This window comes from Bartonella sp. B1098, from assembly GCF_944896145.1.
Taxonomy (GTDB): Bacteria; Pseudomonadota; Alphaproteobacteria; order Rhizobiales; family Rhizobiaceae; genus Bartonella.
The window spans coordinates 246,798-273,103 of record NZ_CALYLP010000002.1 but is presented as its reverse complement, the minus strand read 5'-3'; the positions used below and the strand labels follow the sequence as shown (position 1 = coordinate 273,103).

29 protein-coding genes and 1 pseudogene are annotated in these 26,306 nt (G+C 39.4%); 18 read left to right on the top strand and 12 right to left on the bottom strand.

The annotated features are described in order from the left end of the window. Nucleotides 1–8: 8 nt before the first annotated feature. From NNJ85_RS01200 to NNJ85_RS01115, 18 genes are all read left to right on the top strand, one after another. Nucleotides 9–923, top strand: a complete 915-nt coding sequence (locus tag NNJ85_RS01200; RefSeq protein ID WP_254472903.1) for a hypothetical protein — start codon at nucleotides 9–11, stop codon at nucleotides 921–923. A 99-nt stretch (nucleotides 924–1,022) separates the two neighbouring features. Further along, nucleotides 1,023–2,165, top strand: a complete 1,143-nt coding sequence (locus tag NNJ85_RS01195; RefSeq protein WP_254472901.1) for a N4-gp56 family major capsid protein — start codon at nucleotides 1,023–1,025, stop codon at nucleotides 2,163–2,165. Nucleotides 2,166–2,195: 30 nt separating this feature from the next. Then, nucleotides 2,196–2,636 carry a hypothetical protein gene (locus tag NNJ85_RS01190; protein ID WP_254473881.1) on the top strand — a complete coding sequence of 147 codons (441 nt, stop codon included), beginning with the start codon at nucleotides 2,196–2,198 and terminating at the stop codon, nucleotides 2,634–2,636. 70 nt (nucleotides 2,637–2,706) lie between these two features. Then, nucleotides 2,707–3,405 carry a hypothetical protein gene (locus NNJ85_RS01185; protein WP_254472900.1) on the top strand — a complete coding sequence of 233 codons (699 nt, stop codon included), beginning with the start codon at nucleotides 2,707–2,709 and terminating at the stop codon, nucleotides 3,403–3,405. Next, on the top strand, nucleotides 3,405–4,862 hold the full coding sequence (locus tag NNJ85_RS01180; protein ID WP_254472899.1) for a hypothetical protein: 1,458 nt from the start codon (nucleotides 3,405–3,407) through the stop codon (nucleotides 4,860–4,862). Before NNJ85_RS01185 ends, NNJ85_RS01180 begins: the two co-directional genes overlap by 1 nt. 41 nt (nucleotides 4,863–4,903) lie before the next feature. Further along, entirely contained in the window at nucleotides 4,904–5,287 is a 384-nt protein-coding gene (locus tag NNJ85_RS01175) for a hypothetical protein (RefSeq protein WP_371923321.1), read from the top strand. 1 nt (nucleotide 5,288) lies between these two features. Beyond that, a complete protein-coding gene (locus NNJ85_RS01170) occupies nucleotides 5,289–6,344 on the top strand; it encodes a tail fiber domain-containing protein (protein ID WP_254472897.1) in 1,056 nt (351 codons plus the stop codon). After that, on the top strand, nucleotides 6,344–8,332 hold the full coding sequence (locus NNJ85_RS01165) for a hypothetical protein (RefSeq protein WP_254472896.1): 1,989 nt from the start codon (nucleotides 6,344–6,346) through the stop codon (nucleotides 8,330–8,332). Before NNJ85_RS01170 ends, NNJ85_RS01165 begins: the two co-directional genes overlap by 1 nt. Next, complete coding sequence (locus tag NNJ85_RS01160) at nucleotides 8,325–10,547, top strand: hypothetical protein (RefSeq protein ID WP_254472895.1); 2,223 nt, start codon at nucleotides 8,325–8,327, stop codon at nucleotides 10,545–10,547. The genes NNJ85_RS01165 and NNJ85_RS01160 overlap by 8 nt, the downstream gene beginning before the upstream one ends. After that, nucleotides 10,547–11,470 (top strand): transglycosylase SLT domain-containing protein, encoded by a 924-nt coding sequence (locus NNJ85_RS01155; RefSeq protein ID WP_254472894.1) that lies wholly within the window; start codon nucleotides 10,547–10,549, stop codon nucleotides 11,468–11,470. The genes NNJ85_RS01160 and NNJ85_RS01155 overlap by 1 nt, the downstream gene beginning before the upstream one ends. Beyond that, on the top strand, nucleotides 11,463–12,443 hold the full coding sequence (locus NNJ85_RS01150) for a phage tail protein (protein WP_254472893.1): 981 nt from the start codon (nucleotides 11,463–11,465) through the stop codon (nucleotides 12,441–12,443). The genes NNJ85_RS01155 and NNJ85_RS01150 overlap by 8 nt, the downstream gene beginning before the upstream one ends. A gap of 9 nt (nucleotides 12,444–12,452) precedes the next feature. Continuing rightward, nucleotides 12,453–12,728 (top strand): hypothetical protein, encoded by a 276-nt coding sequence (locus tag NNJ85_RS01145; RefSeq protein WP_254472891.1) that lies wholly within the window; start codon nucleotides 12,453–12,455, stop codon nucleotides 12,726–12,728. A 6-nt stretch (nucleotides 12,729–12,734) separates the two neighbouring features. Next, on the top strand, nucleotides 12,735–14,756 hold the full coding sequence (locus tag NNJ85_RS01140; RefSeq protein ID WP_254472890.1) for a hypothetical protein: 2,022 nt from the start codon (nucleotides 12,735–12,737) through the stop codon (nucleotides 14,754–14,756). A gap of 15 nt (nucleotides 14,757–14,771) precedes the next feature. Continuing rightward, complete coding sequence (locus NNJ85_RS01135; RefSeq protein WP_254472888.1) at nucleotides 14,772–15,437, top strand: lysozyme; 666 nt, start codon at nucleotides 14,772–14,774, stop codon at nucleotides 15,435–15,437. Further along, nucleotides 15,434–15,661 (top strand): hypothetical protein, encoded by a 228-nt coding sequence (locus NNJ85_RS01130; protein WP_254472887.1) that lies wholly within the window; start codon nucleotides 15,434–15,436, stop codon nucleotides 15,659–15,661. The genes NNJ85_RS01135 and NNJ85_RS01130 overlap by 4 nt, the downstream gene beginning before the upstream one ends. Then, complete coding sequence (locus NNJ85_RS01125) at nucleotides 15,594–15,797, top strand: hypothetical protein (RefSeq protein WP_254472884.1); 204 nt, start codon at nucleotides 15,594–15,596, stop codon at nucleotides 15,795–15,797. The genes NNJ85_RS01130 and NNJ85_RS01125 overlap by 68 nt, the downstream gene beginning before the upstream one ends. Then, the gene (locus NNJ85_RS01120) at nucleotides 15,790–16,008 is read left to right on the top strand and encodes a hypothetical protein (protein WP_208441653.1); all 219 of its coding nucleotides are present in this window, start codon (nucleotides 15,790–15,792) and stop codon (nucleotides 16,006–16,008) included. Before NNJ85_RS01125 ends, NNJ85_RS01120 begins: the two co-directional genes overlap by 8 nt. Nucleotides 16,009–16,119: 111 nt before the next feature. After that, the gene (locus NNJ85_RS01115; protein ID WP_254472882.1) at nucleotides 16,120–16,488 is read left to right on the top strand and encodes a helix-turn-helix transcriptional regulator; all 369 of its coding nucleotides are present in this window, start codon (nucleotides 16,120–16,122) and stop codon (nucleotides 16,486–16,488) included. A gap of 280 nt (nucleotides 16,489–16,768) precedes the next feature. Here NNJ85_RS01115 and NNJ85_RS01110 read toward each other — a convergent pair whose 3' ends face one another. The 12 genes and pseudogenes from NNJ85_RS01110 to NNJ85_RS01055 all read right to left on the bottom strand — a co-directional run bounded on the left by NNJ85_RS01110 (nucleotide 16,769) and on the right by NNJ85_RS01055 (nucleotide 26,011). Continuing rightward, nucleotides 16,769–17,017, bottom strand: coding sequence for a hypothetical protein (locus tag NNJ85_RS01110; protein WP_254472880.1), 249 nt, complete (start codon nucleotides 17,015–17,017; stop codon nucleotides 16,769–16,771). Nucleotides 17,018–17,293: 276 nt separating this feature from the next. After that, a complete protein-coding gene (locus tag NNJ85_RS01105; RefSeq protein WP_254472878.1) occupies nucleotides 17,294–17,491 on the bottom strand; it encodes a hypothetical protein in 198 nt (65 codons plus the stop codon). Nucleotides 17,492–17,565: 74 nt separating this feature from the next. Continuing rightward, complete coding sequence (locus NNJ85_RS01100) at nucleotides 17,566–17,841, bottom strand: HlyD family efflux transporter periplasmic adaptor subunit (protein WP_254472876.1); 276 nt, start codon at nucleotides 17,839–17,841, stop codon at nucleotides 17,566–17,568. A gap of 23 nt (nucleotides 17,842–17,864) precedes the next feature. Continuing rightward, nucleotides 17,865–18,047 (bottom strand): hypothetical protein, encoded by a 183-nt coding sequence (locus tag NNJ85_RS01095; RefSeq protein WP_254472874.1) that lies wholly within the window; start codon nucleotides 18,045–18,047, stop codon nucleotides 17,865–17,867. A 3-nt stretch (nucleotides 18,048–18,050) separates the two neighbouring features. Continuing rightward, a pseudogene (locus NNJ85_RS01090) lies at nucleotides 18,051–18,098 on the bottom strand (hypothetical protein); the annotation flags it as partial. 297 nt (nucleotides 18,099–18,395) lie between these two features. Then, nucleotides 18,396–18,722 (bottom strand): ATP-binding cassette domain-containing protein, encoded by a 327-nt coding sequence (locus tag NNJ85_RS01085; protein WP_305883484.1) that lies wholly within the window; start codon nucleotides 18,720–18,722, stop codon nucleotides 18,396–18,398. Then, nucleotides 18,661–18,846 (bottom strand): ATP-binding cassette domain-containing protein, encoded by a 186-nt coding sequence (locus NNJ85_RS01080; protein ID WP_254473879.1) that lies wholly within the window; start codon nucleotides 18,844–18,846, stop codon nucleotides 18,661–18,663. Before NNJ85_RS01080 ends, NNJ85_RS01085 begins: the two co-directional genes overlap by 62 nt. Nucleotides 18,847–19,061: 215 nt before the next feature. Further along, nucleotides 19,062–19,406, bottom strand: a complete 345-nt coding sequence (locus NNJ85_RS01075; protein ID WP_254472872.1) for a hypothetical protein — start codon at nucleotides 19,404–19,406, stop codon at nucleotides 19,062–19,064. A gap of 1,611 nt (nucleotides 19,407–21,017) precedes the next feature. Beyond that, nucleotides 21,018–21,803, bottom strand: coding sequence for a DUF1499 domain-containing protein (locus tag NNJ85_RS01070; RefSeq protein WP_254472870.1), 786 nt, complete (start codon nucleotides 21,801–21,803; stop codon nucleotides 21,018–21,020). A 911-nt stretch (nucleotides 21,804–22,714) separates the two neighbouring features. Further along, nucleotides 22,715–23,254 carry a hypothetical protein gene (locus NNJ85_RS01065; protein ID WP_254472868.1) on the bottom strand — a complete coding sequence of 180 codons (540 nt, stop codon included), beginning with the start codon at nucleotides 23,252–23,254 and terminating at the stop codon, nucleotides 22,715–22,717. Beyond that, nucleotides 23,247–23,843, bottom strand: a complete 597-nt coding sequence (locus NNJ85_RS01060) for a DUF1214 domain-containing protein (protein WP_254473877.1) — start codon at nucleotides 23,841–23,843, stop codon at nucleotides 23,247–23,249. Before NNJ85_RS01060 ends, NNJ85_RS01065 begins: the two co-directional genes overlap by 8 nt. Nucleotides 23,844–23,860: 17 nt before the next feature. Next, a complete protein-coding gene (locus tag NNJ85_RS01055) occupies nucleotides 23,861–26,011 on the bottom strand; it encodes a transglycosylase domain-containing protein (RefSeq protein ID WP_254472866.1) in 2,151 nt (716 codons plus the stop codon). Between the last annotated feature and the right edge of the window lie 295 nt (nucleotides 26,012–26,306).

The window sequence follows — 26,306 nt, the reverse complement described above, 5'->3', positions numbered from 1 at the left end:
AAGAGAATATGGAAGAAGAGTTTACACCTGAAGAGCAAGCAATCTATGATGAACATTTCGCTAGTGATCATCCTGTTGAGTTGGTTGAGCCAGAGCAAGTTGAAGAGGTGTTTGAAGCAGAGGAAAGTTCTGAAAAGCCATTAGCAGAACCACCTCAACAGCAGCCAAGTGATGATAAACTAGAGCAAGAACGACAAGCACGCCAAAAGGCAGAGAAAAATGCCATAGAAGCGCGTGAACTTGCCATTGAGTTTGCGCAAAAATATGCAGCAATGCAAGAAGAGGCGGCAAGACACCGTGATGAAAATGTCCCCACTCTAGAAGATGATCCAAAAGCACATGTGGCATGGCTTAGTCATAAGGTACAGGAACAACAGAAATTGCTTGATGAGTTTTCTCTGATGAGAGAAAGCCAAGAACGTGTGAGGCAAGAAGAATATGAACGCCAGCAATTAGGGGATTATTTTGAACAAGCCAAAGCGCAGGTGCAAGATAAATATCCAGATTTAGATAGTATCACCGATTATCTCTATAAAATAGCAGACAATACTCTACAGGCACAAGCAGGTCTTTATCCGCAATGGAACGACCCCATGGCACGCCAACAACAAATTGGTGTTGAACTGCGTCAAATATGTCAGCAATGTCAAAAAGCCGGCATAAACCCAATCGAGGTGCTTGTGCAAAAAGCAAAGGCTTTTGGCTATAGTGGAACACCAATGAAGGATGAAGTAGGGGGAAGGGACGAAGTAGGAGCCCTTCAAGAGCGCTCTCAAGCAGCACGCACACTTACAGCGCGCGGCGGACAAGTTCCAACAGGCGGTATGGATGTGAGAACGCTCTTTTCCATGCCAGAAGCCGAATTTGCTGTATGGGTTGAGAAAAATCCTGAAAAATTTGAACAAATTATGAGCAGAGCGTGAAGATGTGCGCGGTGGCGCAACAGAGAGAATCCAAGTGATTGTTATCGTTTGGAGGTGCCGCAAGGCGAGTTTTAAAAACCAAGAAAGGCATTGATTGAAATGGCAGTAACAGAAGTAAAGCTCAATGACCCATTAGCCGTTGGCATTTGGGCTAAGATGCTAAACACAGAAACCTCAAAGGCGTTGCCCATTGCACCGCTGATGGGAAAAGGCAAAAACAGCATTATTCAAGTATTGGATATGTTAGGAAAATCCGCTGGTGACTCTGTGACGAGCGGATTACGAGTTCAACTTATGGGGGATGGCGTTAGCGAGGGACAAACGCTGGAAGGCAATGAAGAAGCACTCCAATTTATGAATGAAACGGTGCGCATCAATGAGCTTTCTCATGCTGTCCGCGTAAAATATGAAGGAACTATTGATCAACAACGTGTTTTATTTAATTTACGAACAGAAGCAAAGGATGGGCTTGTTGATTGGTATGCAGACCGTTTAAGTTTGATGTTCTTCATTCAAGCAGCAGGTTATACAGCACCATGGATTCATTTTGAAGGACGCACCATAACCCTTAAACCGGTGCATTATGGTTTTAATGCACCATTAGAGCCAAGCAAATTGCGTATTATTCGTCCAAGCAAGAAAAAAACGGATGAAGAGCTTACAAAAGAGGATGTTTTTACATTAGATCTTATAGATCAAGCTGTTGAACGCGCTAAACTTGCTAATCCACGCTTGCGCCCTGTTCGTGTTGATGGAAAATCCGCTTATGTAATGTATCTCCACCCAACACAGGTTACCCAATTGCGTACCAATACAAAGAGCGGGCAATGGTTAGACATTACCAAAGCAGCTTACGATGGCGCAAGGTCTCAAAACCCAATTTTTGATGGCTCTCTGGGTATGTATAACGGTGTCATCTTGCGTGAAGCAGAGCATGTACCAAATGGTATCAATTCAAAGACAGGGGAACCTGTAACATCTGTTCGTCGTGCCGTGTTGCTTGGAGCGCAAAGCGTGATTATGGCTTATGGGCGCGTTGGTAATGGAGCAACAGGAGGTGATGGGAAAGGCGGTACACGTTATAAACTTGTTGAAGAACTGTTTGATTATCAACGTGAATTTGGTTTGGCTGCAAAGACCATTATCGGCATGAAAAAATCACGCTATACCTTGCCCCATTCTGATCAAGGGGGACAAGACTTTAGCACGATTGTTATCCCTTCTTTTGCTGAAGCAAGCTAACAATTTTAACTTCATGAAAGGATGATAATGATGGCAGAAAATCCTACCATTACAACGGAAACTGATGAAAGCGTGGAAAGCGTTGCCATGATAGATGAGGGATTGCCGCCTGTTTTGCAAGGACGCAACAATTGTACGCAGCAGGTTAGTTTTTTACGCTCGCGTGTTAAATGTACAGACCAAGGGTTGATAACGAAAATTGGTGTTCTCCCTCGAGGAGCGTTTATCAAAAGCATTAAAGTTTATACCATAACAGACTTTGAAGACGTAACAGCCACATTGGGAAAAGAGCCTCATGGTGATGATTATGGAGATATAAATCTTTTGCAAACTATCAATGGCGATATGTACATAGCCATGGAAGAACGAGAGGTTCCATTAGAAGCTGAAAATGCGATTTATATGACACGAGACAAGAAAAGCACCAAAGGTGAAGCTGAGGTGATTGTTGAGTTTTATACCAATCGTTAAAGGCACAAATTTAAAGGCATAAGGGGACGTTTGTTTTTTGCACGCCCCCTCATGTTTGGAAGAAAGTAATATGACAATAATAGTACAGACAGGTGGTCCGATTGGCGACAAACAGACCCTTGTTCCTCATGATAAAAATTTCATTCAGATGGTGAATGATATCCAAGATGAAATAGATGATCAAACAGATGAATATGTTGATCAAGTTCAAAAGGCAATATTTTCAGCTATTCGGTTTTGTGAACGATTGCCTTTTTATTTTAATGAAAGTCGCGAAGTTGTTTTGACCACTCTCAAAGGGAAAAGCCGTTATGGAGCCGAGGAAAATCCAGTTATTTCGACTGCTGTTCGCATTGTTGATGCTTACATTTATGAGGATAATCACAGCAAATCGAAACTTTTACATACAGATCCACTCGTGATTGAGAACTTTGAGAATGATTGTAACCATGGCATGCCTACGCGATACAGTTATTTTGAACAAAAGCTTATTTTGTATCCAACTCCAGACCGTGTCTATTCTATCAGGCTACTTCTTGATCCTATCAGAATAAAAGATATTGAGAGTGTACAAGAAGCTTCAATATGGTTTTTGGAAGCCTATGAACTGATTAAAACACGTGCAAAATATGAAATTTATACGAATATTATTAAAGAACCACAGATGGCAGCGGCAGCTTTTGCTATGTTTCAAGAGCAACTCGATGCGCTTCAAATTGAGACCTCACGGCGCAAGAATTTATTGAAAATTCAACATACGGATTTCTGATGACTTTTATTCCTATTGCTGAATTTAGACCAGATGTTGCATTTATTAATACGGGTTATTCTTGTGAGATCGTCAACGTTTTGCCTGCACCCAATTCCTATATTCCAGTTCCCAAAGTTGCACCGGTTTCAGAATCTTTTCCGGATGTTATTTTAGGGGTCTATGCAGTACGCTCATTGAGTGGTGTGCGTATCATTGTCGGAACATCAACAAAGCTTTACGAATATGATAACAGCACACGCGGCTGGAAAGATGTGAGCAAGTTTGGCGAACCCTATCATGCTAATGAAACAGCCCCTTGGTCTTTTGCTGTCTTTGGTGATTACATCATTGCTGTTAATAACAATGATACGCCGCAAATATTGGCATTAAAAACAGCAGATAGATTTGATGATTTAGGAGGCAATCCCCCGCGTGCTGGACTTGTTCGTATTTGGGGAGATTTTGTCTGTTTGATGAAATTAACAGATAAACCAAATCGTGTTCACTGGTCTGGTCTTAATGATGCAACACATTGGAAGGTTGGTGAGAAAAGTTGCGATTATCAAGATTTTCCCGATGGTGAGTTTGTTCAAGGGTCTACACAAGCAACCAATCCGCTGATTTTTATGCGTTCTGCCATTTATCATGCAACCTTTGTTCCAGGGTCTAAAATAATATTTAGTTTTGTAAAAATAAAAGACAAAATAGGAGCAAAAAGCAGCAGCGCAATTGCAAGCCGTGGAGACTATACTTTTTTTGTCTCTGATGATGGGTTTTATCAAATCAACAATGCAGGTGAGATGTTACCTATTGGTTTTGGCAAAGTCGATAAAACTATCTTTACGCTTTACAATAACTTTGCCATTGATGAGATGAAAGCTTGTATTGATCCAGTCTATTCGCGTGTTTATTTTTCTATAAATGACGATATTATGGGGATGAATATCTATGTTTATGATTGGCTCTTGCAAATATGGAGCGTCATTAAAGGCGAGATACTTCTCTTATTTCCCCTCTTTGCGGCAGGTTATACATTAGAAGGCTTAGACGAAGTACAAGCATGCTTGAAAGATTTACACGCTTCTCTTGATAGTAAAATGTGGCAAAATGGGGCGCCAATGTTGGGAGCGTTTACTCCAGACAATAGGTTTGGTTTTTTTGCTGGTCCTCCTATGGAAGCTGTCATTGCTTCACAAACTGTAGGCGATACAGGCAGACAGATTAATCTTATGAGTGAGGCTTTTGTTCAAGCAGATACGACAAATGGTTTTTTAAGCGTTGGAGCTGCTTTTATCATTGATGATAGAAATCAATTAAATTGGGCAAAAGAACGTTACGCTGGCTATAGCAGCGGGATGTACAATATTCGCTCACGCGCTCGTTATCATGCTTTGCGACTTAGAATACCAGAAAGCACACCATGGACTCATATAACAGGCTTTGATGTGACACTAAAACCTGCAGGTATAAGATGAATTTTAGAATTTATAACACGCAAAAATGGAGTGCTGAACAAATGGTGCCCTATTTGGATAAGGTTATAAAATCAATATCTTATTTTCAGAAAAAATTCCCCGATGATTATAATACGCAGAGCATTTTAAACGATATTTTGAAAGGAGATAAGCTTCTCTGGATTATCGTGGATGAGAATGAAAACTTTATGGCACATGTTACAACAGAATTACAGAAACTTGTCACTGGAGTTTTACGGGCGGTTATTGTCACGCTTGGGGGAAAAGGAGGAGTACTCCTAACGAAGCTTATTCCCCAAATTGAAGCATATTACAAAGAAAAAGGGGCAAAAGAACTTATTATTATCGGTCGGCGTGGGTGGGAAAAATCCCTTAAATCGCATGGCTATTTCGTTAATCTTTTAGAATATAGAAAGCAGCTTTAATATGGGAAAAAGTTCAAAACCAATTCAGACGACGCAAAATACCACGCAAACAAATGCACCACCTGAATGGGCAAAGGGTATCTTTGAACGTGCAGCTCAAGATGCCATGAATTTTTATAATCAAGGCAGCGGAAAAGCCGTTTATGATGGTGAACGTGTTGCAGGTTTAAGTGATCAAACAAAAAATACGATTAATGGGCTTAACAACGCTGCTTCTCATTATCAGAACAGTACTTTAAATGGATTAGCCACAGGACAAAATTCAACCAGCCAAAATTTAAAAAACATGGCTTCTGGTCACGAGATAGGCAATAATCCTTACTTTAACGAAGCGCTGCAAAATGCATTAAATAAAGCGACGAACACAATTAATAGTTCATTGGCGGGTGCAGGGCGTTATGGTTCTGGTGCGCACACGGGTGTTTTGGCAGATGAGTTAGGTGGTATAGCAACAGGGGCGTTGTCACAGCAATATAACCAAGACGTCAATAATATGATGAATGCCAATAGTCTTATTGATCAAGCCAATCAAAATCAGTTGGCTGGTGCTAATAACTTTTTTCAAGGTCAAAGTCAGGCAAATATCAATGCATTGGCAGGCAGCGGTTTGCTTGATGCCAATCATCAACAACAATTAGACGAACAGCGACAAAAATGGGAACAGCAGAATAATCTTGATTGGGACCAGTTAAGTAAGCTGCTTGCAGCTGGTACGGCTTCTGCTGGAAATTACGGAATGCAAACGGGACAACAGACCCTATTTACTCCGCAACCAAAACCTAATCCATGGCAAATTATTGGGAATGTTGGAACCATACTGGGTACTTTTGCTGGACTTAGCGATAGACGGGCAAAAGAAAACATCACAGATGCAGGGCAGAAAAATGGCTATAAACTCTATGAATACAACTATAAGGGGTATCCAGAGCGCTATCGCGGGGTGATGGCACAAGACGTTTTGAAGTTAAAGCCCGAAGCCGTTTTTTTACATAATACCACAGGCTTTTTGCATGTTGATTATGGCAAGCTTGGATTTGAAATGGAAAGGGTGCAGTGATGGAACAGAACAGCTTTAATACTTTATCACTATTTACGAATCCAAAAGTTTTGCGCCCTTTAATATATCAGGGTCTTCTTCAGTTACCTAAATATCTTTTTCAAAAACATTCTACGCCCCAAACTACGCCATTTGAAGGACGATACAAGCCTAGTTTTTTAGAACGTGCTGCTTTTAGTACAAACCCTTTTGATGCTAGAGATGAGTCTAATAATCCAGAAAAAGTCGATTTTAGTGGGCTTATTCGTGGCTCTCAAACAGGAGGAGAAGTTGGAAAAAAAACGCCAGCAGAATTGATTATGTCTACGGATGATTTAAAAAACCAAATGCCTCCCTTGCCGGATTATTCAAATTATTTTGTCAAAGCAAAAGAGGCTGTAGAGCAAGACAAGCATGGCATTTCAGAGCAAAAAGTCGTTGAAACATTGCCTTCTCAATCTTCCTTTGGTGCGAACATAGATAAATCTGATGGGAATGAGGCAGGGCGACAGCAAAAAGAGGCGATGGATTATCTTGCTCAATTTAATGGGAAATCTATGGCAGAAAAACCTTTGAAAAACGATTCAGAAAATGATGAAAAAAGTTTTTTTGAGGCACCAATACGAGAAGAAAAACATTTGAATGCACACTTGCCGGAAGAAAAACATTTAAAATCCGATGATCTTTCTAATCAGGCAACAGATTATGTAAACGCCGTTGGAAATTTTATCCATAAAGACGCAAATCCAAGCAGCTTATGGGAGCGTTTTAGAAAATCAGAATTCTCCGAACATCTCATGGATTTTTTTGCAGGGTTGGCTTCTGGAAAAACACCGCAAGAAAGCTTTTCAAATGCAGCGATCATTATGCGGCAAGGCAATAATGTACGTGCACAAAATAGACCAATTTTTGAATTTTTACGCTCAAAGGGGTATAACGATAAAGATGCGCAAGCAATTATACAATACCCTGATCTTGCCATGAAAATTATTGGCAGTACATTAAGCCCTCAGACAGGTTCTAGTCAGCAAACTTTAGATTTCTTGCGTTCAAAAGGATATAGTGATGAAGACGCAAAAGCAGTTGCGCAATATCCAGATTTAGCTCAGAAGGTCATAGGGAGCACGTTAAGTCCTCAAGAAGGTTATAGAACACTTACAGCAGAAGAAAAGGCAGAACAGGGATTGCCAGAGGATATGGCTTTCCAAGTTTCAACAAGCACAGGGAAAATTATACCTATACAAGGGGGACAACGTTCCACTGCTTCTGGACTAGGAGGGGATATGAGTAGCATGCTGTCAAAGCCTGAAGCTGGCTATATGCTTGTTAAAGATGAAAATGCAGCCGGTGGTGTACGTGCGATGCCAATTACAGGCAGTGGTGCAGAACATAAATTAATCCAAGAGCAGCGCGAACAGGAAATTAAAGACCAGCAAAGACAATTGAAAATTACGGACCAGCTTACCAGAGCAAATCTGGCAATCTCATCGGCAGAGAAATTAAGAAAAATAATTGATGAAAGTCCACACACTGTTGGTAAGATTGGTTATTGGTTAGCAAAAATTCCTGGAACAGAGCCTGCACAATTTGGGCATATGCTCGATTCATTGAAGGCAAATATCGGTCTTGACGCTTTAAGAAAAGCAAAAGCATTTTCACCAAATGGCGCATCTGGCTTTGGGAATTTGTCTAATATGGAATTGCAAGCATTGCAAAATTCTGTAGCAGCACTCAATCAAGATCTTTCATCAGAGCAAATGAAAGAGTCTTTAACAACAGTTATTGAGACTTTTAATAAATCTAATGCAGCAACGCGGGCAATCCTTTTTGGTGGTGCAGAGGCAACAAGCGAACTCGTTCGCGCTGCTTATGGGGAAGATGCTTATAAGGGGAATAAGGGAAATCATGCACAGTCAAATGATTCACTAGAAAAACAGATAGAAGCATTGCCGGAAGGCATATTGTTTATAGATCGAGATGGACGCATTAAGGAAAAAACCAATGGCTGAATTAATACCCCCTCTCATTCATAGAAAAAATACAAGAGTCATAGGGCATGTGAGTGATTATACACCAGAACAACTGCAAGAGCTTTTCTCGAAGAATAAAGAAAGGCTAAAGGGTTATTTTGCAGAAAATAATGCGATCACAGAAGAAGATGATCCACATCCAAGTACGGCTGGTGCTTTTGGCTGGGGAGCGCTTCACGGGTTAACCCTAGGCTATGATGATGAAATAGCTGGAGTATTCGCTTCGGGACCTCTGGGACCTATTAATTATTGGATGGGAGATGAAGAAGCAGTCAAAAAATATAATGAAGTAACAAAGCGATGGCGAAATTATCAAAGAGCGGCAAACCGAGATCATTTTTATGCATCTCTTGCGGGGAATTTAACGGGTGCTGCGGCACCCATAATTGCTTCTGCGCTATTTCCTCCTGCGGGAGGGGCTGCTGCTGCGACGGCGTCGGCTCGTGCAGCAATTGGGGCTGATGTTGTCTTGGGGAGCAGAGCAGGTCTGGCAGGAGCACAAATAACCAGTAAAGCTTTAGCGGCAGGAGAAAGGGCGGTGCAATCTGCTTTGGCTGAGGGTGCAGAGCGGGCAGCGGCAAAAGCGGCAGGTGAAGCAGCAATGAAAGCCGCTGCAAGCAAAGAGGCGGCAAAATTTAGCTTGGGGCGCGCAGCAAAAACCGGAGCCATTTATGGGGGGATAGCGGGTAGTGGTGAGGGGGAGGGGGTAGAGGATACTGTAGCAACCACACTGTTTGGTGCAGGGCTAGGTGGTGCAACGCCATTTGTTGCCAGTGGGTTATCCAAAGTAACACCTTTTATGACAAAATCACTTAAAGCAGCATTGAGAGGACCTATAAGTCCAGCTGAAATGGCGGCAAAAGCAGCGCAAATGCCAGAAAAAGAGGCATTTCAAATAAGCGATAGAGCGCTTAGAGATGTAAGTCGTACTTTAGGCGATGAAGGGGTTGATAAGCTTGAGAGAGCATTAAAACAGCGTGGTCCTGATTCAATGATTATTGATCTTCATGATGGGCTTGCTGCAAGAGCTTTTAGGGCGGCAAAAAAAGATCCTGATACCTATTCACTCATAAGTAATCGTTTGAATGAAAGACAATATGCCAGTGATAAGCGAGTAAGTGATGCCTTGACAGAGGTTTTGGGTCCAAAGGTCGATACGCTCAATTTAAAAGAAGAAATTATTAAGCAAGCACAGAAAAAGGCTGAACCATTTTATGAGAGGGCGAAAGCTTCTCCCATTTCAAATGCTGTTCGTGAAGATTTATCGCGCTTGCAAGAAACCCCCGCATTCCAAAAAGCATACAAAAAAGCAATTGCACAAATGCCAAATGAAGTGGATGCAACCGTTATAGGAAGCAACGGATATCCAAAGCTGAATATGCGGATTTTACATAAAATGAAAGAGGTTTTGGATGATCAAATTAACGCTGCTCGTATCAAAGGAAAACGAGGGTATGCTCGAGATTTGACTCTGTTCAAACAACGCATTCTGGACATTTTGGATACGTCATCTCCAGATTATGCGAAGGCACGGAAAATTTATTATGATGAGCGTACTATCGGTGATGCTTTGGAGCGAGGGAAGCAAGCACTGAAGAAGAGTGTTGATCTTGATACAATCAACAGCCAACTTTCAGATTTTGGGGTAATGGAAAAAGAGGCTTTTCAAAAGGGTGTGCGATCACAAATAGAAACTGCGGCAGGCAATGCACAGAATTTTGAACATAATCTTTTGAGTTTGTTTGACACAAAAAATGGTCAAGAAAAATTGCGGCAGAGTTATGGTGAGGATAAAGCAAAACAACTTATGAAAGTGTTGCGACCAGAAGTGGACAGAACAAAGCTTTTTGCACGATTGCCAAACCATATGGGTGAAGTCGAAGAAAAGGCAGCAGAACAAGCTGTGAGTGGAGGAAAACTTCACCTTATCAAGGCAGCCATAACAACTTTCGCAAGAGAATTGGGACGCAAACTTTTAGGCGTTCATAGAGGTACTGAGAGAGATATTGCGGCTCTCATAACCGCGTGGGAAAAAGGAGATTTTGGGTTGGCAAGAGAAAAAGCCGTTGAATTAATTAAGGCGTTTCACGAAGCAGAAAAGAAACGCTTAATCACCAAAGAAGATCACACAAAATTTATTAATTTTCTTGGCATTCTTTTGAATAGTAGTGCTGATAGAACGGTTATAAACTAATGATCAATTTTCATCCCAATGTAAAGCATGCCATCTCACAGGCAGCACAAAAATATGGTTTGCCAGAAAGCTTTCTTGAACGGGTAGCCATGATAGAAAGTAATGGCAATCCCAATGCAAAAAACAGCAAAAGCAGTGCAGGGGGGCTCTATCAATTTCTCGATTCAACAGCAAAGCAATATCAACTCAATGATAAGTTTGATCCCTTTCAAGCAACTGATGCTATGGCACGATTGACCAAGGACAATACACGTTATTTAGCTACAGCATTAGGCAGAGAACCATCAGAGGCAGAGCTTTATCTTGCACATCAACAAGGACCCGCAGGGGCTGTAAAGCTTATCAAAAATCCAAATATGCCAGCAAGCCAGCTTTTAGGGCGTCAAGCAGTTGTCCTTAACGGAGGAAATCTGGAAGCAACCGCAGGGGATTTTATGAATCATATTTATGGGCTTTACAACAACACGCAAGATGCTTCGAATGGTATGACACAACAAAGCTGGGGCAATAGGCAGAGCAGAGCAAATGAAGAGGTTCCATTGCATGGTGTTGAGAGATTTCAAAGGGCGATTCAAGGTGTTCAAGCGAGAGAACCATTGATGGCGTATAATACGCCATTGCATGAAAATACACCATTGCAGGGGCAAGGCATTGACGCTGGTACTCTTAAAAAGGGTGTGATGAATTTGGTTGATTTGATCAGGCGTAATGCAGATGCACAAGATAAACAAACACAAATGGCACATCAACAAATGATGCAGCAACCAATGATGGCGGGGTTTTCACAATCAAGTGCACATCCGATAGACTTAACTCCCTTAATTGATTCGTCAAGAAGAAATCCTGTTCGTTCATATGGGCAGCAAAAAAAGCAACAATTACGAGAAGAGTTATTAAGAAGAACGGGGGTTTATAATGTCTGATATTTATGATTGGTCGTTAATGGCTGATAAAAATGCCCATTCTGATACCATGATTAATTGGGCAGAAGGACAACCACCTAGTTCTGTCAATGATAGTGCGCGGGTCATGATGCAGCGTGTACGTGAATATCTTGCAGATAATGGTGGTTCTCTTGATGCAAACTTTATGGTGAATGGACAAGACAAAACAACAGCCATAACGTTAACGACGGTTTCACCTATAGCAAAATATAAAAATGATATCATTCTACGTTTTAAGGCGCGTGGTGTGAACGTGGGACCTACAACAATAAATGTTAATAATATAGGAGCAAAGCCACTCTATAAAGCTACCAATATGGGAATAATGCCATTGGAAGGTAGTGAGTTACAAACAGGTGGTATTTATGAAATAGTCTATAATGATGGCGTATCAACAAAAGGACACGATGGCTGGTATCTCTTAAATCCCACACCACTTCCACCTCCAAAGGTCGAAACCTTTCCTTGCGGGTTTATTGCCACCTTTGCGATGCCAGAATTGCCAAATGGTTGGCTTTTGTGTGATGGAGCAACCTATCAACGCAAGGAGTATCCGCAATTATTCAAGGCAATAGGCGTTCGATGGGGAAAAGAGAGCGATACAACCTTTAAAGTTCCAGATTTTAGAGGAATGTTTTTGCGCGGCTTTGATGATGGGCGTGGTTTAGACAGAGGTAGACAATTTGCTGATATGCAGCAAGATTGCCTCAAATCGCATACACATGTTGCCACCATTGAAGAAGCAGGGCAGCATACACACGAGTTTCGGTATGATGGAGTTGGATGGAGTGCCAATGATATCGGTAGAAGAAATCCCTCTTATCATTATGCAGTCATCGGGGGGACAACAGAACCTGCTGGTGCGCATACGCACAGGGTAACCATATCTTCAACAGGTGAGGCAGAAACACGCCCCGTTAATGCTACCGTGGTATATGCCATAAAATCGTGAGGTTTTCAGATGATCAATAATCCGTCTGCTATTGATGATATTGCGGACGCGGAGCAAATCCGCGTCCTTTTTTATGCAAGCAATCGCATGGTTCACGCACCTTTAAATAAGGTCCTTGATCTTATCAAAAGAGACATAAAGCATGATCTTTTAAGCGCTTTGACACAGTATCAAGAAGCAACAGAGCAACGTATTGAGATCATGCAAAAAACCATTGATGAATTGCGCTTACAGTGTCTCAGTTTTCACACACAATCTCAGAAAACGAACTTACTTAAGGAATGAAATACGATGCCATTACCCTATCACACACATATCTTTAAGCTTGAACCAGCAACAAAAGAAGAAGTCAAAGAAGGTGTTCTAGATAGTAAGGCTCTTGCACCGGTTTCAGTGGGCAGTGCAGCGGCTTATGGGGTAGAATATTTTGCAACGGCAGCTCAGGGGAAAAAAGCCGATGATGCGGTTGCCAAGAGAGATATCGGAGCCCTTGCTTACAAGGATAAGGTCACAATTTGCGATATTGAAGCAAGTGGAGAAGCTCATGAGAATACGATTTTATCAGGAGATGGTTGGATAAAAATATCACCTTTAGGAATTGGTGATATGAGTGCGGTTACATATGATCCCGACAATGTGAGATCAAATGTGTTTTCCATGGAAAATATGAATGAAGGTCCTACAAAAAAGATTTTGACGATACAGGAAAGATTAAAGCTGCAATGGTTAAGTCCTACCCAGCCAACGATGGAAAAGTGGCGTATGGGGGATGAAGGTGTTCACTATCCTATCTCTCCGGTAGAACTCAAAAATACCATCAATTATTTTGCAATATCAAAGTCCCTTGGTATGTCAAAGTCGATTTATGATCCGGATAAAATAGCAAAAGATGCATTTGATATGGATAATATGAAAGAGGGGAATGAGCACCTTATTTTAACCCCTCAAGAGCGTACACAAATTGCAAAAATTAATAAAGTTGAAGACGATGTAGAACAAGGGATTCATATTGCAAGTGAAGCAAAAAATGTTGCAGATGTTGCATTAAATACAGCGAAAGATGCAAAAACAACGGCTGATGTAGCACAAAAAACAGCAGACAAGGCACAAGCTGAGGCAAGTGTTGCGCAAACAACAGCCGGTAAAGCCCAAGATATAGCGTATGATGTGCAGAAAAAAGTTGATCTCATTCAACCTCTTAAAAAACAAGACTGGATTGATGGCATAAAAACAGTTGATGCATTGATATCTCCTGTCGATTTGCTTGCTTCAATTAAAGCCAATAGCTCAAATGATAGTGGATACAAAAAACCTATTGAAATTCTCATAACAGAAAGTGGCAATATTCCTTGGCCAGAAGGAATCACGGATGAAACGGAACTTGAAATATGGGCTTGGGGTGGCGGCGATGCTGGGAGTGATAGTCTTCATAATATACAAGGCGGCGAAGGTGGTTTTGGTGGTTGTTGTACGTATGTAAGAACAAAGAAGAAATTTCTTGGGAATAATTCGGTGCGTATTGGAAAAGGCGGAAAATTTCCTAAGAATCCTGCAGGATATTCCACAGTAGTTGGTCAATTTATTACAGCTTTTGGTGGAAAAGATTCAATTAAACCTTATCAAAAAGGTGTGTTTAAGGGTGAGAATGCTAAAGACAAAGATAGCGGAGATGGCGGAGATGGTTTTCTTGGCGGTCATGGCGGTAAAGGCGGTTATGGTGGTTATGACAACGGTCTTGGCAATGGTGGCAGTGGCGGTCGTGGTGGCGATAATTTTTTATCTGATGGTGGTTGGGGCGGTTGGGGTGGCGATGGTGGTGATTTTAAGGGTGGTAAAGGCGGTAGAGGTGGTAATGGTGGGAGTAGTATTTATGGTTTAGGCGGTAGAGGCGGTAGAGGTGGTGATGGTGGCACTAGTGCCATGGGCGGTAGAGGTGGTGATGGTGGTAAAGGTGGCGATGGTGGAAGTAGTGTTTATGGCGGCGGTGGCGGCGGCGGCACTGGCGGTAAAGGCGGTAAAGGCGGAAGAGGTGACGCTGTCAGACCTGACGGCATGAGCGGTAAAGGTGGTGATGGTGGAAGTAGCGTTTATGGCGGTGGCGGCGGTGGTGGCGGTAGTTATTCTAATGGTCAAGTTGGTCATGGTGGCCATAGCATGTGGGGCGGTCATGGTGGTAAAGGCGCCTTAAGTGCTAAAGGGAGTAAGGAACTTTATGGCGGTGGTGGTGGTGGTTATTTTCCCGGAAAAGATGCTACGTCCTCCTCTAGTGGCGATGGTGGCGATGGCGCTGTACTCATAAAGGTATATTTATAGAATGGAATTGGAACGATGGCACGAAAAATAAACGAAGATTGTTTATATTGTTTGAAAAAGTGGGAAGGTTTGCGATTACAGGCTTATCAAGATGTTTCTGGTGTTTGGACGATTGGTTATGGGCATACTGAGAAAGCCGGCAAACCAACAGTTGTTGAAGGCATGATCATTACAGAAAAAAAAGCTGAATCCATACTTTTAGCAGATTTGCGGCAATATGAACAAGCTGTAGAAAAAGCGGTTTGTGTGATTTTAAGTGACGAGCAGTTTGGGGCTCTCGTTTCCTTTTGTTATAATGTAGGCATTCCAGCTTTTCAAAATTCTACATTACTTAAAAGACTCAACAAAGGCGATTATGAAGCAGTCCCTGCCGAATTGCAAAAATGGACCAAAGCTGGTGGGAAACGTTTACAAGGTCTTGTCCACCGGCGTGCAGCAGAAGCAGGATTATGGGCAAAAGGCGCTTTTGTTTCCTCCAACTACCAAACAGTAGAAACAAAGGATTCAACAGGTATCTTCAAAGCAGAAGCATTGGCACCCATTATTGGTTCTTTCTCAGGTCTTGGTGGTTTTTTAGCTGGCAATGGTCCTATCCAATGGGCATTCGCAGCTATTATGGTTTTGGCAGCAGGTGCTGGTCTTTTCTTTGTTGCTAAACGCTTTCAGGAGCACTGTTTATGATCTTATGGCTGAAAAAAAATCTGATGGTAACAGGTGCGGCTTTAGCCGCTTTTTTTATAGTTTTAGTGAGAGTTTTTACACTTGGCAAAAAGGCTGAACAGCAAAAACAAACAGAGAATACTTTAAAGACAGCAATCACACGGTTTGAGGTAGAAAATGAAGTTAATCGGAAAAGTGATGTTGATGTGCGCTCTGAACTTTCTCGTTGGGTGCGCGATAAATAAACATGTCTCTTGTGTTGGTTGGTTACCAATTTATCTAGAAAAACAAGATCTTATTGTCATTACCCCAAACCTAGCAAGAGAGATTTTAAAACATAATAAGCAGGGCGAGCGCTTGTGTGGGTGGAAACATGGTTAGAAAACAAACGACAAAACACACAGAGCTTACAGAAGCGGAAAAAGAAATGCTTCAAGAAATGATTATTACCTACCAAAGTGTGAAAGTGATGTCGCGTCTCATGAAGTGGATAGCATTTTTTCTTTTTTTGCTTATCCTTGATTTTGCCCGTCTTATGGATGCAATAGATAATGTCATTGCACATCTAAAACAGTGGTTCACCAAAAATTAGATGAATCAAATTTCTTCTCAAAATAGCTAAAAAAGCACTTTGAAAGGAAGTTCTTATTCACAACTTTTGAAGAAAGTCTCAAAAATATTTTTTTCTAACAGGATTTTTAGAATGCTTACATTTTTTGGCAAAACCTTACGCAAACTTCGTATTGATCACTCAGAACGTCTTTTAGACATGGCTGAAAAATTAGATATATCTGTAGCATTTTTATCTTCAGTCGAGATTGGCAAAAGGTCTGTACCGGTTGGTATGGAAGAAAAGATCATAAAGCTTTATGCCTTAGATCAAGAAACAGCATGCATTTTAAGAAAAGAGGCTGATTCTTGCCGTAAGAGTTTCACAATAAAACCTTCTGATTCATTTGGGCGTGAAATTGCTGGCATGTTTGTCAGAAACTTAGAGAATTTTTCACAACAAGACTTAGAAAGATTGAAAAGATTGTTGGAGAAAGTTGGCAAAAAAAGATGCGCTCTGTAAAGGCACGTTGCAAAACCCTATTCCCGAACCTAATTATACATTCCCTAACTATTAAAAAATACAAATAAAATCAATATATTATAGCGTATAATTTTATGATTCGAATCCAGGTACCCCAGCCATACTTTAATGAAATCAGTCAAGTCAAATTTTTAGGAAGTTTTGAGGATGGGCTAAACCTCTTAGTGATTTATTACTATTGGTACCAATCTGGTAAACTAAAAAGTATTCGTTTTCAGCGTGTTAGCCCTCAATATGGTAAGGTTTTCTTTCACAATCGCTATTGCTCAAATAGTTTTTTTAAAGTTTCTTCTTTCAAAGAATAGGGTTTAAATGATTTGCGTACCTGGTGTGTAAAAGCTAGTTGGGTGATTTTTCTAATCCCACCATCTGCGTTGCGTCGGACAGCATAACAATGATGCTGGTGGGGAAATGCGTGTCTCTGCATGTCGCGTACGATACGAGAAGCATGACTATAAGGCCCTACAAAACCTGAACCACATATATTTTCCACTTTTCCAATCGGCATTGGCTCTCCCGTTTCAAGCATGGATTTATGATTTTTTTCATCTAAAAAAGTCCATGTGGTAAAGGCACGAAATTCTCCATGTTCGTTTTATAGAATTTGTATTGCCCAGTCTGTAAAGTTGATCCTAAATTTCGTTCAATATCCCAGATTCGCCAGTGGCGGTATAAGTGGGATTAAAGCATTAAAACAACCATAACACCCAAAGCCATTATTGGATTTATGAGTGATAAAGATGGGGTTTCATTCATACAGATTATCTTTCTTTTAGGGATTGTTCTAAAATTTTGGTAAAGGTTCAAAGAAATAAGAAATGAGACGCCGTTTGGAAGTAATAACATCAGCTGTCACGGTCGTGCCAGGAATAAATTTAAGCGCTTTGTGGTTAAAAGTGATATGATCTTGGTCGATTTTGATTAAAACAGCATAAACACCATTAATTTCTTGCTCATGGCACGCTATTGCACCTACATTCATAACGGCACCGTAGATAACGCCATAACGTTCAGGTGGAAAGGCAGAAAATTTTACGTAAGCACGTTGATCTTTTTCTAAAAACCAATATCTTGATTATCAAAAAACGCTTCAACAATGAGCACACCTAAACCAGGAACAATATGCATGAGCGTTTTACCAGTTTCTACAAAGCCACCCAAAGTGTGGATATTTAAATCGTCAATGCGTTTATCCACAGGAGCATAAAGTGATAAGTGGTCAAGACAATATTGGCTGCTGTCAAGTTTGGTTTTTAAGCTTTGCAGAGAGAGTTCTATTTCAGCACTGTTTTCTTCCAAGCGTCTTTGATTGGCTAAAATTTCATGTTCCACATTTTTAAAGTCATGTAAACCTTCTAAAAAAGAGAATGGCTTATGACTTTTGTTTCCATCAAGCTTTTGGCATCTTTGAGCTTTTCTTGGCTTAATTGCTGATCATCTCGTAATCTATCCAATTGTGCGTATTGAACAGCACCATTTCGTGTAAAACGATCAGCTTGAACACGTGCGCACTCATTTAAAGCTTCACGCGAATCCAATTGAATAAGGAGGTCTCCTTGATGAACGAATTGCCCTTCTTTTACGAGGATTTTTTCAATGTGTTCTGTATTTTGCGTTTGGACGAGTTGAATATAGGAAGTGGGAATAACCTATCCTTGCCCCGTGCAACAATCTCTGTTTTGGTGATAAAACTACCAATCACAATAAAAAAAATAAGGCGACAAAAACAGTGATCACCATATGAAGCGTTGGTGATAAAGGGCACAAATGGGGAGTCTTATCTGCCATTTTTTGCCTCCAAATCAAAGAAATTTAATATAGTTGCATGATGGAGAAAAAGAGCACGTTTGTGGGTAATGATGAGAACAATACGATCTTGTGAAAGTTTATATAAATCTCAACAATTTTTGCATTGACCCTGTCATCCAATGCGGAAGTGGGGTCATCCAAGATAAGAATCTGCGGTTCGATGAGAAAAAACAAGCCAATGCTAGACGTTGGCGTTGTCCACCTGATAAAAGGCTACTTTGCGCGCCTACTTGGGTATGAAGCCTTTGAAGCAATTGCGTAATAAGATCATGACAAGCACTTGTATGAAGGGCGGTGTTGATTTCATTCTCAGAGGCATTTTGTTTTACAAGATGCATATTTTCAAGAATGGTTCCGAAAGAAGCAAGGACTTTTAGGAAAATACGCAATTGTTTGGCGCACACTACGGATATCAAAATTTTGTAAAGATTGATTGTTAATTAATATCTGTTCATTTGTTGGAGGGTAAAGACCATAAAAAAGTTTAGCAAAGGTTGGTTTTCCACAGCCTGAAGGACCAAGTAACATAATGGGTTGTCCAGGTTTTAAACAAATATCAAGATAGTTAACAATAGGTGTTTCTCCATACGAAAAACAGATATTTTTAGCTTCAAGTTGAGGACTTATGATGAGTTGAAGGGAGGGCTTTTTTCTTCCCATAGGGAGGCAAGACTTAAGATAGGACCAGAAACATTGCCAGCGAGAAGATGAAAGGCAATAAGTTTTCCTAGTGTGATTTGATTTTACAACACTGTCTGAGCACCAAAAATATAGCTTAAAGCCCCATTTAAAAGATGAAATTCACTGGTCGTAAGATTTTGATCGAAACTGCGGGCTAAAGTTTCTTGCATGCGTATCGTATGCGCTGGTTCTTTTACGTGTGCTTTGATGGATTCAAGATTGGTAAAATTTTCAATAAGGCGTGATTTATGGGTAGCTTGCAGAGTGAAAGTACAGCGTAATTGGCGGCGTGAAAAGGAACCAACCGATACTAAAGAATCCATTTGTAAAGGTAAAATGATAAGAACAATAAAGGTAAGTTTCGGACTAATAGAAAAGGGTGCAGCAAGATAAATGATTGCGAACAAAATATTCAGTACATTGTGGCGATGGTTCCTGTTAAAAAACCGTGAATAGTATCAACCTCTCCAATACGCAAAAACAGTTCCCCTACTTGCTAATGATATAACACAGGCAAGGAGATGCTTAAAAGATGGGTATACGTCGTCCAAATTCTAGGATAAGCCGATTGGCTAAATAAGCGTCTAGGTAACCTGATAGAATAGCTAAGAGCAGTGCTAAACAGCATGATAGCAACCATCAAGACAATGACAATATAGTGCTGAAAAGGGGGAATACAGTCAATAATCGAGTGAAAAATATAAGGATTTACCAAGCCCAGAAAACGCAAAACAACAGCAACGCAACTGAGTTCGATGACATAATAAAGATATTTCTTTGTTGTTCTTGCAGACCAAGAGAAGGCTACGGTTTTTTCTTGTGAATAATTCATTTGAATTTATGATTTTGTTTAAGAGAAAGAGAGATAAATGTTGCATATTAAATAGTATTTTAAATATTATTATTGCTTAATTAAAATATATATATTTTTACAAATACAATATAAACATAATGTATTTATTATTTATACAGTATTTTTATTTATATTTTTTAAAATTGTATTTGAAAATTTTCTAAACCGTAACTAAATTTAATTGTATCACTGTGATACGTTTTTCTAATAAATAAGGCGGATTAAAATAGGTAGTTCAAGCTCATCAAATGATTTACACAGCAATTCGCATCCCCAAGGTTGGCTTTTCTCAGAAGAAGATGATTGTAGAATAGGCACTCATTTTCAAGCATCAGGTGCAGGTGGCCTCATAGGAGTAGTAACAGGAGGTATTGCTGGTGCAATCGGAGGTGTTTTTTGGGGTGGGAGGTGTCGGTTCTGGCTTTGTCAATGGAGCAATAGGAGGTGAACTAGCAGGAGCTGGTGACGCCTTGGTAGATAAGTACGATTAATGCCATCCGTAAAGTGGATGGACATTGTTTCTAATTTATTTAGAAAATAGCGAGAAAAATATTTCTGAGCTCAGTAATATTGTAAACATACTTTAAAGCTATGGCTAAGCTGATTTCAGGGATATTTTGTATGATAATAGATATTTTATTTTGAATTTTTTTGTTATGAATACTTTTACTGGCTTCTTAGTGGCAACGTTTATATATGAATTTTTAATGATATAATTAAAAGCGAGAACTATAGTATAAAAAAGTAATGTTATTAACAATCATGTTTTTTATATTATATTATGCTGGAAATTTACGAGTTGAATATATAGGAGTTTTAAAATAATATATAATTAAGTCATTACATTATTATAATAATATAATTATAATTTATTATGTATTATTATAAAAAATAAATTATTATTTTTATATAATATTCATATTTAAAAAATATTTAATGATTGCAGTTAAATAGTGTCTTTAATATCAGCCTTATCACCAAGGATTCTGTTTTTTATTTCCCATTTTTGAATCTTTTTAATTATTTTAAGAATGGTTCGATTTGAGATTATTATCTTTTGTATAAGAATGCTCAGTTTGTAGATTTTGAAAAGTGATTATTTTCTTATATATCATAATTTATTGAAAAATAAGCTTTTTTATGAAATAACGTACATTCTTGATTGTTATCCATCATCTTGTAAAAGAGGAAGTGAAGCGATTTCCGTATCAAGGGCATCCATAAAGTCGATAATAAAGGCAGCATTGCTCCCCAAATCTCTTGGCAAATAACGAGAAGAAGAACGCATATCAACAAAGGTAGTATCACCTTCATCAGTTAAGCGGATCACGATGTCTGAAATAAAACCTAGGTAAAAAGTTTTAGCTCTCGTTTCAATATAAATCTCATTTTCTTCGCCTTTAAATACTCGTTGTGCTACAATAGGCCAATCATACGCAGCTAAAACATTGAGAACGGATTCGCGAATGCGTTCAGGTGAGCCATCATAACGTCGCCCCGACATTTCTGGCCATTGTGACCTTTGTAATGTTTCTTGTTCAAGCAAAACACTTTTGAGTGGTAAAGCATCACTGGGACGTATTGTGCGAAAAAAAGCCGGTGGTCTTTGTGTATCAGTAGAAATATCGTAAAGAGCAGGCAAGGTAAACCAAAGTCCAAAAAATAATACCAATGGTGTTGCCGTTATAAGTGAATAAATAATTCCCTTTAAAGCTTTCATTCCCCCTAGAGCCCCACAGCTCCACAAACTATGAAGTGCTTTAATAGCGAGAAAAACAGAAATAATCACACAGCCAGTAGAGATACTGGTCAAAATTATAAAGTCGGTTACATGAATGACGGAAAAACGTTGTAAGGTGACCGAAAATAATAAAATAAAAAACGCTAATCCTCCAAATCGAGGGGACCATACCGCTGCTCTTGAAATTAACCGAACATATTTCTTCTTCATGAAGTTTTTTCCCCTCGATTGTAAACTATAAGCAAAGTTTTTTCAGATGACATATCCTACAAAAGTTTTTGCTCATAAGACAAAAGTAAAGCACTTATTTTTGAGATCAAGGATGCGTGATATTTCATCAATTTTTAGCGATTGTTTTAGGGCTTTCATTGATGGGAATAAGTGTTTCTTCAGCACTTTATTCTGTCATTGATTGAATTTTAGGAGAATGTTTGTCAATAAATAGCAATCAGCTCAGATAACAAGTTTTATTATTGGTATCAGTATATTTGTTTAGAACTTTCTTTTTTTTCTTCTCATTGCGGGGGATTTTTTTGTCAAATAGGCTTATCGAATAACGGAATACCATTAGAGTGCCAAATTCATGGCGTTTATTTTAAAGAGACATCTTACTCGTCACAACCATTTTGCGACAACGCTTATGAAGGCTATAACGATAAAGCGATTGAGCATATCCATCTTTACGTTTATGAAAAAGAAAACCAGCGTCATTGTTTTATTTGTTCGTCTCCAATATTGCGTCACTCTTAAGCAGACGATTCATAAGAGACATTTTTATTGTATAGTTTTTATTTAGGCGTCAATTTCGCTTGTATTATGCAAAGGACGCGGATTTGATTGATTCAACATGGGACAAGTTTGGAATGAGAGAAACCTACGATCTTTGGAGTGCTCATTCAACATTTAAATAAATTATCATTAGAAATCAAATTATTATCCAGATACCAGATACAAGATGAGTGTGTGCAACAGAGATTTCATTCTCACTCAATAAAAAAATTGATGGATTTAAAATCAGACAAACTTAAATTCGAATATTCGATTCATAGAGGAAAAAGATAACTGTTTTGATGGGTTTTGTTTTTATTAAAAAGTAAGTTGCTGTAAAAGTGAGAATATTTTTATTCATAAAATATGTTACAAGTCGCCGATGAAAGAAAAGCTTCACTTTCTTTTTTTGCAAGAGAAGAGGGGGCGAAAATACGTAAAATGGCAAAACCTTCATTTAAATTTTTAGCAACTAAAACTGAATTAGCATTTATTTTAGATTTTGATTTTTTAAGTTCTATTATTTGTATTGGTTTTCCAATGATAAGGTCGAGTGTCGCATCAGGGGCTGTTCGGTCATTAAGGCTGTAAAAAATAATTCCGTTGTGTGTGTAGGCTGCTAGTGACCAAAATTGTTGTGTTTTCAAAGCCTTTAAATGAACAGGTCCATTTTCAAGATTAAATCTGCAGACTTTAAGAAGAAAGAGTGGATCAGCAGATTGTTGAATAGGATTATCGGGAGTAAAATCAACAAATTGATAAGGGGCTTCAGATTTTTTAAGGCTTGTCCATATATTATTTTGTGCCCAAGTGGGGATCAGAAAGAGAACACAAATATGAACGATAATAGTGCCAATGATTGCAAGAAGTGCGGTATGAATAAATCTAGTCACAATTTATTTGTCCTGATGGGATTTGTTCTATTGAGGGCATTGTGAGCTGTTGTAATGCCGTTGCTGAGATGATTGAGGTATCGTATAAGGTAAGAATAAGCCCGAATTCTTTTTGACTAACGGTTGCAAGCCAATTGCCGGCTTGCGGTGTAGGTGAAATATGGATGCGCAATTCGCCATCATGCTCATAAGTAATAGCGTTCGTGTGGAGTTCAAAAGGTATTTCTTTTGATGAAGTATAGGGGTTAAGGGATTTGTCAGCTGTATAAAGGGTAAAAAGACGGGTTTCAGGGATGGTGCCTTTGAGCAAATAATGACAGTGAGGGTGGAGTGAACGCCCTTGATTATCTTGCCAAATCTGGAATTGAATACCTTCAGTACGTCCGAGTGAAACAATGCCTTGTTTGGCAGTGCGGGCGCGGGTGTAAGGATCCATATCGGTGGTACCTACTTGTGGGTAAGCACTCCATTTTCCAATTGTAAAGGGTCCAAAATGAGGAAAGGAATTGAGCACATAATCGACACTCAGTGTTCCCCATAAAATGGAAAAAGCGAAGATAAAAAAGAAAATGGTAATATTAAAAAGCATCAGTGAATATTTTGAATTCAAAATGTTGAATCTCCAGTTGTTTTCATTTTCAAAGAAATTGCAGAAGTCTTTTTCAGATCTTTTTTAATCAAGTGCACGATATTCAATGTTTCAGGAGAAAGCGTAGAGGGTATTGGGGAAAAAAATTCAGAAGCTGTATGGGAGGAAGGTGTTTGAGGCTGATAAGGAAGCAGAGAATCCTTAACACCGTAGAGCTGTTTGAGCATGATATTTTGGTGTGCTGCGAGCATAATGCGATGCCATATCATGGCAGGAACACCTCCTCCAAAAGCACGATTCATGGGTGAAAAGTTATCATTTCCCATCCATACTGCGCCAGTATAATTACCCGTAAAGCCCACAAACCAAGCATCGCGATAGGATTGTGATGTTCCAGTTTTTCCAGCAACAAGTGTCATGGGTAGAGCAGCACGCTTACCGGATCCTCGTGTTGTGACACCCACCATCATTTGGTTTATATAAGTCGCTGATTGACTGCTGAGAACTCGATGTAGTTTTTTTCCGTTATGTTCGAAATCCCACACTAAATGACCATCGAGTGTTCTGATTTGCGTGAATCCATGACGATTACCAGCTATTCCACCATTCGCAAAGACATTAAAGCCCGTTGCTTGATCCATGGGGGTCATGTTGGAAGTACCAAGAACCATCGTTTTGTGTGATAAAATATGTGCGTTGATCCCCATACTCTTGATAAGATCTATAATGGGTTTTGTATCGCGGTGAAGATATTGATAGGTGAGGTAAACAGGAACTGTGTTAATGGAAAAGGCTAAAGCCGTTGCCAAATCAATTTTTCCCAGATAACGACCAGAATTATTTTTAGGTGTCCATCCTCCCCAATTGATAGGGGCATCTAAAACAATTGTTGAAGGTGAAAGACCGTGTTCCAGTGCGGTTACGTAAACATAAGGTTTAAATGAAGACCCAGTTTGCCGTCCGCCTTGTGTTGCTCTGTTAAATTGACTCCTCTTATAATCCACTCCTCCAACAATTGCACATACAGCACCGTTATTGTCAAGTATAACAGTGGCGGCTTGTGTTACGCGATATTGTTGACCATATTGATGTAAATGATAGGCAATTGATTCTTCTGCTACTTTTTGAATTGCTGGATCAAAGGTTGTTTGAATAATTAAACGATGGCTTGGAAGTTGATCACGCATTTTTTTGACTTCCTCGAATGCCCAATCGAGAAAATAGTCAGGCTGATTATTGTCTATTTGGAGAAGGGGCCTAGCAGGATGGCGATGTGCGTTGATAATCTGGCTCTCCGTCATGAAGCCACTGTTAACAAGATTAGAAAGGACGACATTGGCACGTGTTTGAGCTGCAAAGAGATGACTATGAGGAGCGTATTTGGTTGGCGCTTTAAAGAGCCCTGCTAACATCGCCGATTCACTTAAAGAGATATGACGTATGTTTTTTCCAAAATAAAATTTTGCTGCTGCTGCAATACCAAAATTATTCCCTCCCATATAGGCACGGTCAAGATAAAGTTGCAAAATCTGTTTTTTGCTAAAATTTGCTTCAAGCCAAAGAGCAAGATAAGCTTCTTTGATCTTACGTGTTATGGTTCTCTCGTTTGTTAAGAATAAATTTTTAGCCAATTGTTGTGTGAGCGTCGAACCTCCTTGTACCACACCTTTAGCTTGCATATTTTGTGAAATTGCCCGTGTAAGCCCTTGAAAATCAATGCCCCAATGATCGAAAAAACGACGATCTTCTGTAGCGAGAACTGCTTTAATAACGGTGTCAGGCATTTCTTCAACGGGGACAGAGATCGCCGGCAGTGCACCACGATGACCAATGGAATTTCCGTAGCGATCGAGAAAAAGAATGGAAAAATTTTGTGGAGAAGACCAATCTGTTTTGGTTAGTTCAAAAACAGAAATGCCCAAAATAGTAAAAAGAGTAAAGCCTATCAACCCTAATGTGAGTATTTCATCAAAAACTTCAACGATAAAGCGTTTCCATCCTTGAAGATGAAAATTTTGTGAGATGATTTTTGCTTTATTCCAGAAAAAACTGTTTGCAGAACGAATACGATAAAGCGCTGTATCTAATCGTGCATCTAATTCGATGAGAGAAGGACTGTGAAATGGCTTATGCTGTTGTCCTTTCTTTTTTTTTAAAAATTTAAACATTTAAAAAGAACCTATGGCAAAGCAATAAAACCAAACAAATCTATAAAAATTATATGGAGTAGAAGTATTTTTTTTCTATAGTGCTACAGGGAAAGAGTTTACTGGAGAATTATTCATTTCTTGTAAGATTGTGTATTAAGCTTTTATTATTTTATCCAATAAACTTTATTATCATTATTAAAAATATTTTATTTTGAATTTTTAAAAATTTTGAGTAATATTAATATGTTATTCTGTAAGACAGAGGATAAATTATTTTTCATTTTTGGTTTTTAAATTGACCCGAAAAAAAACA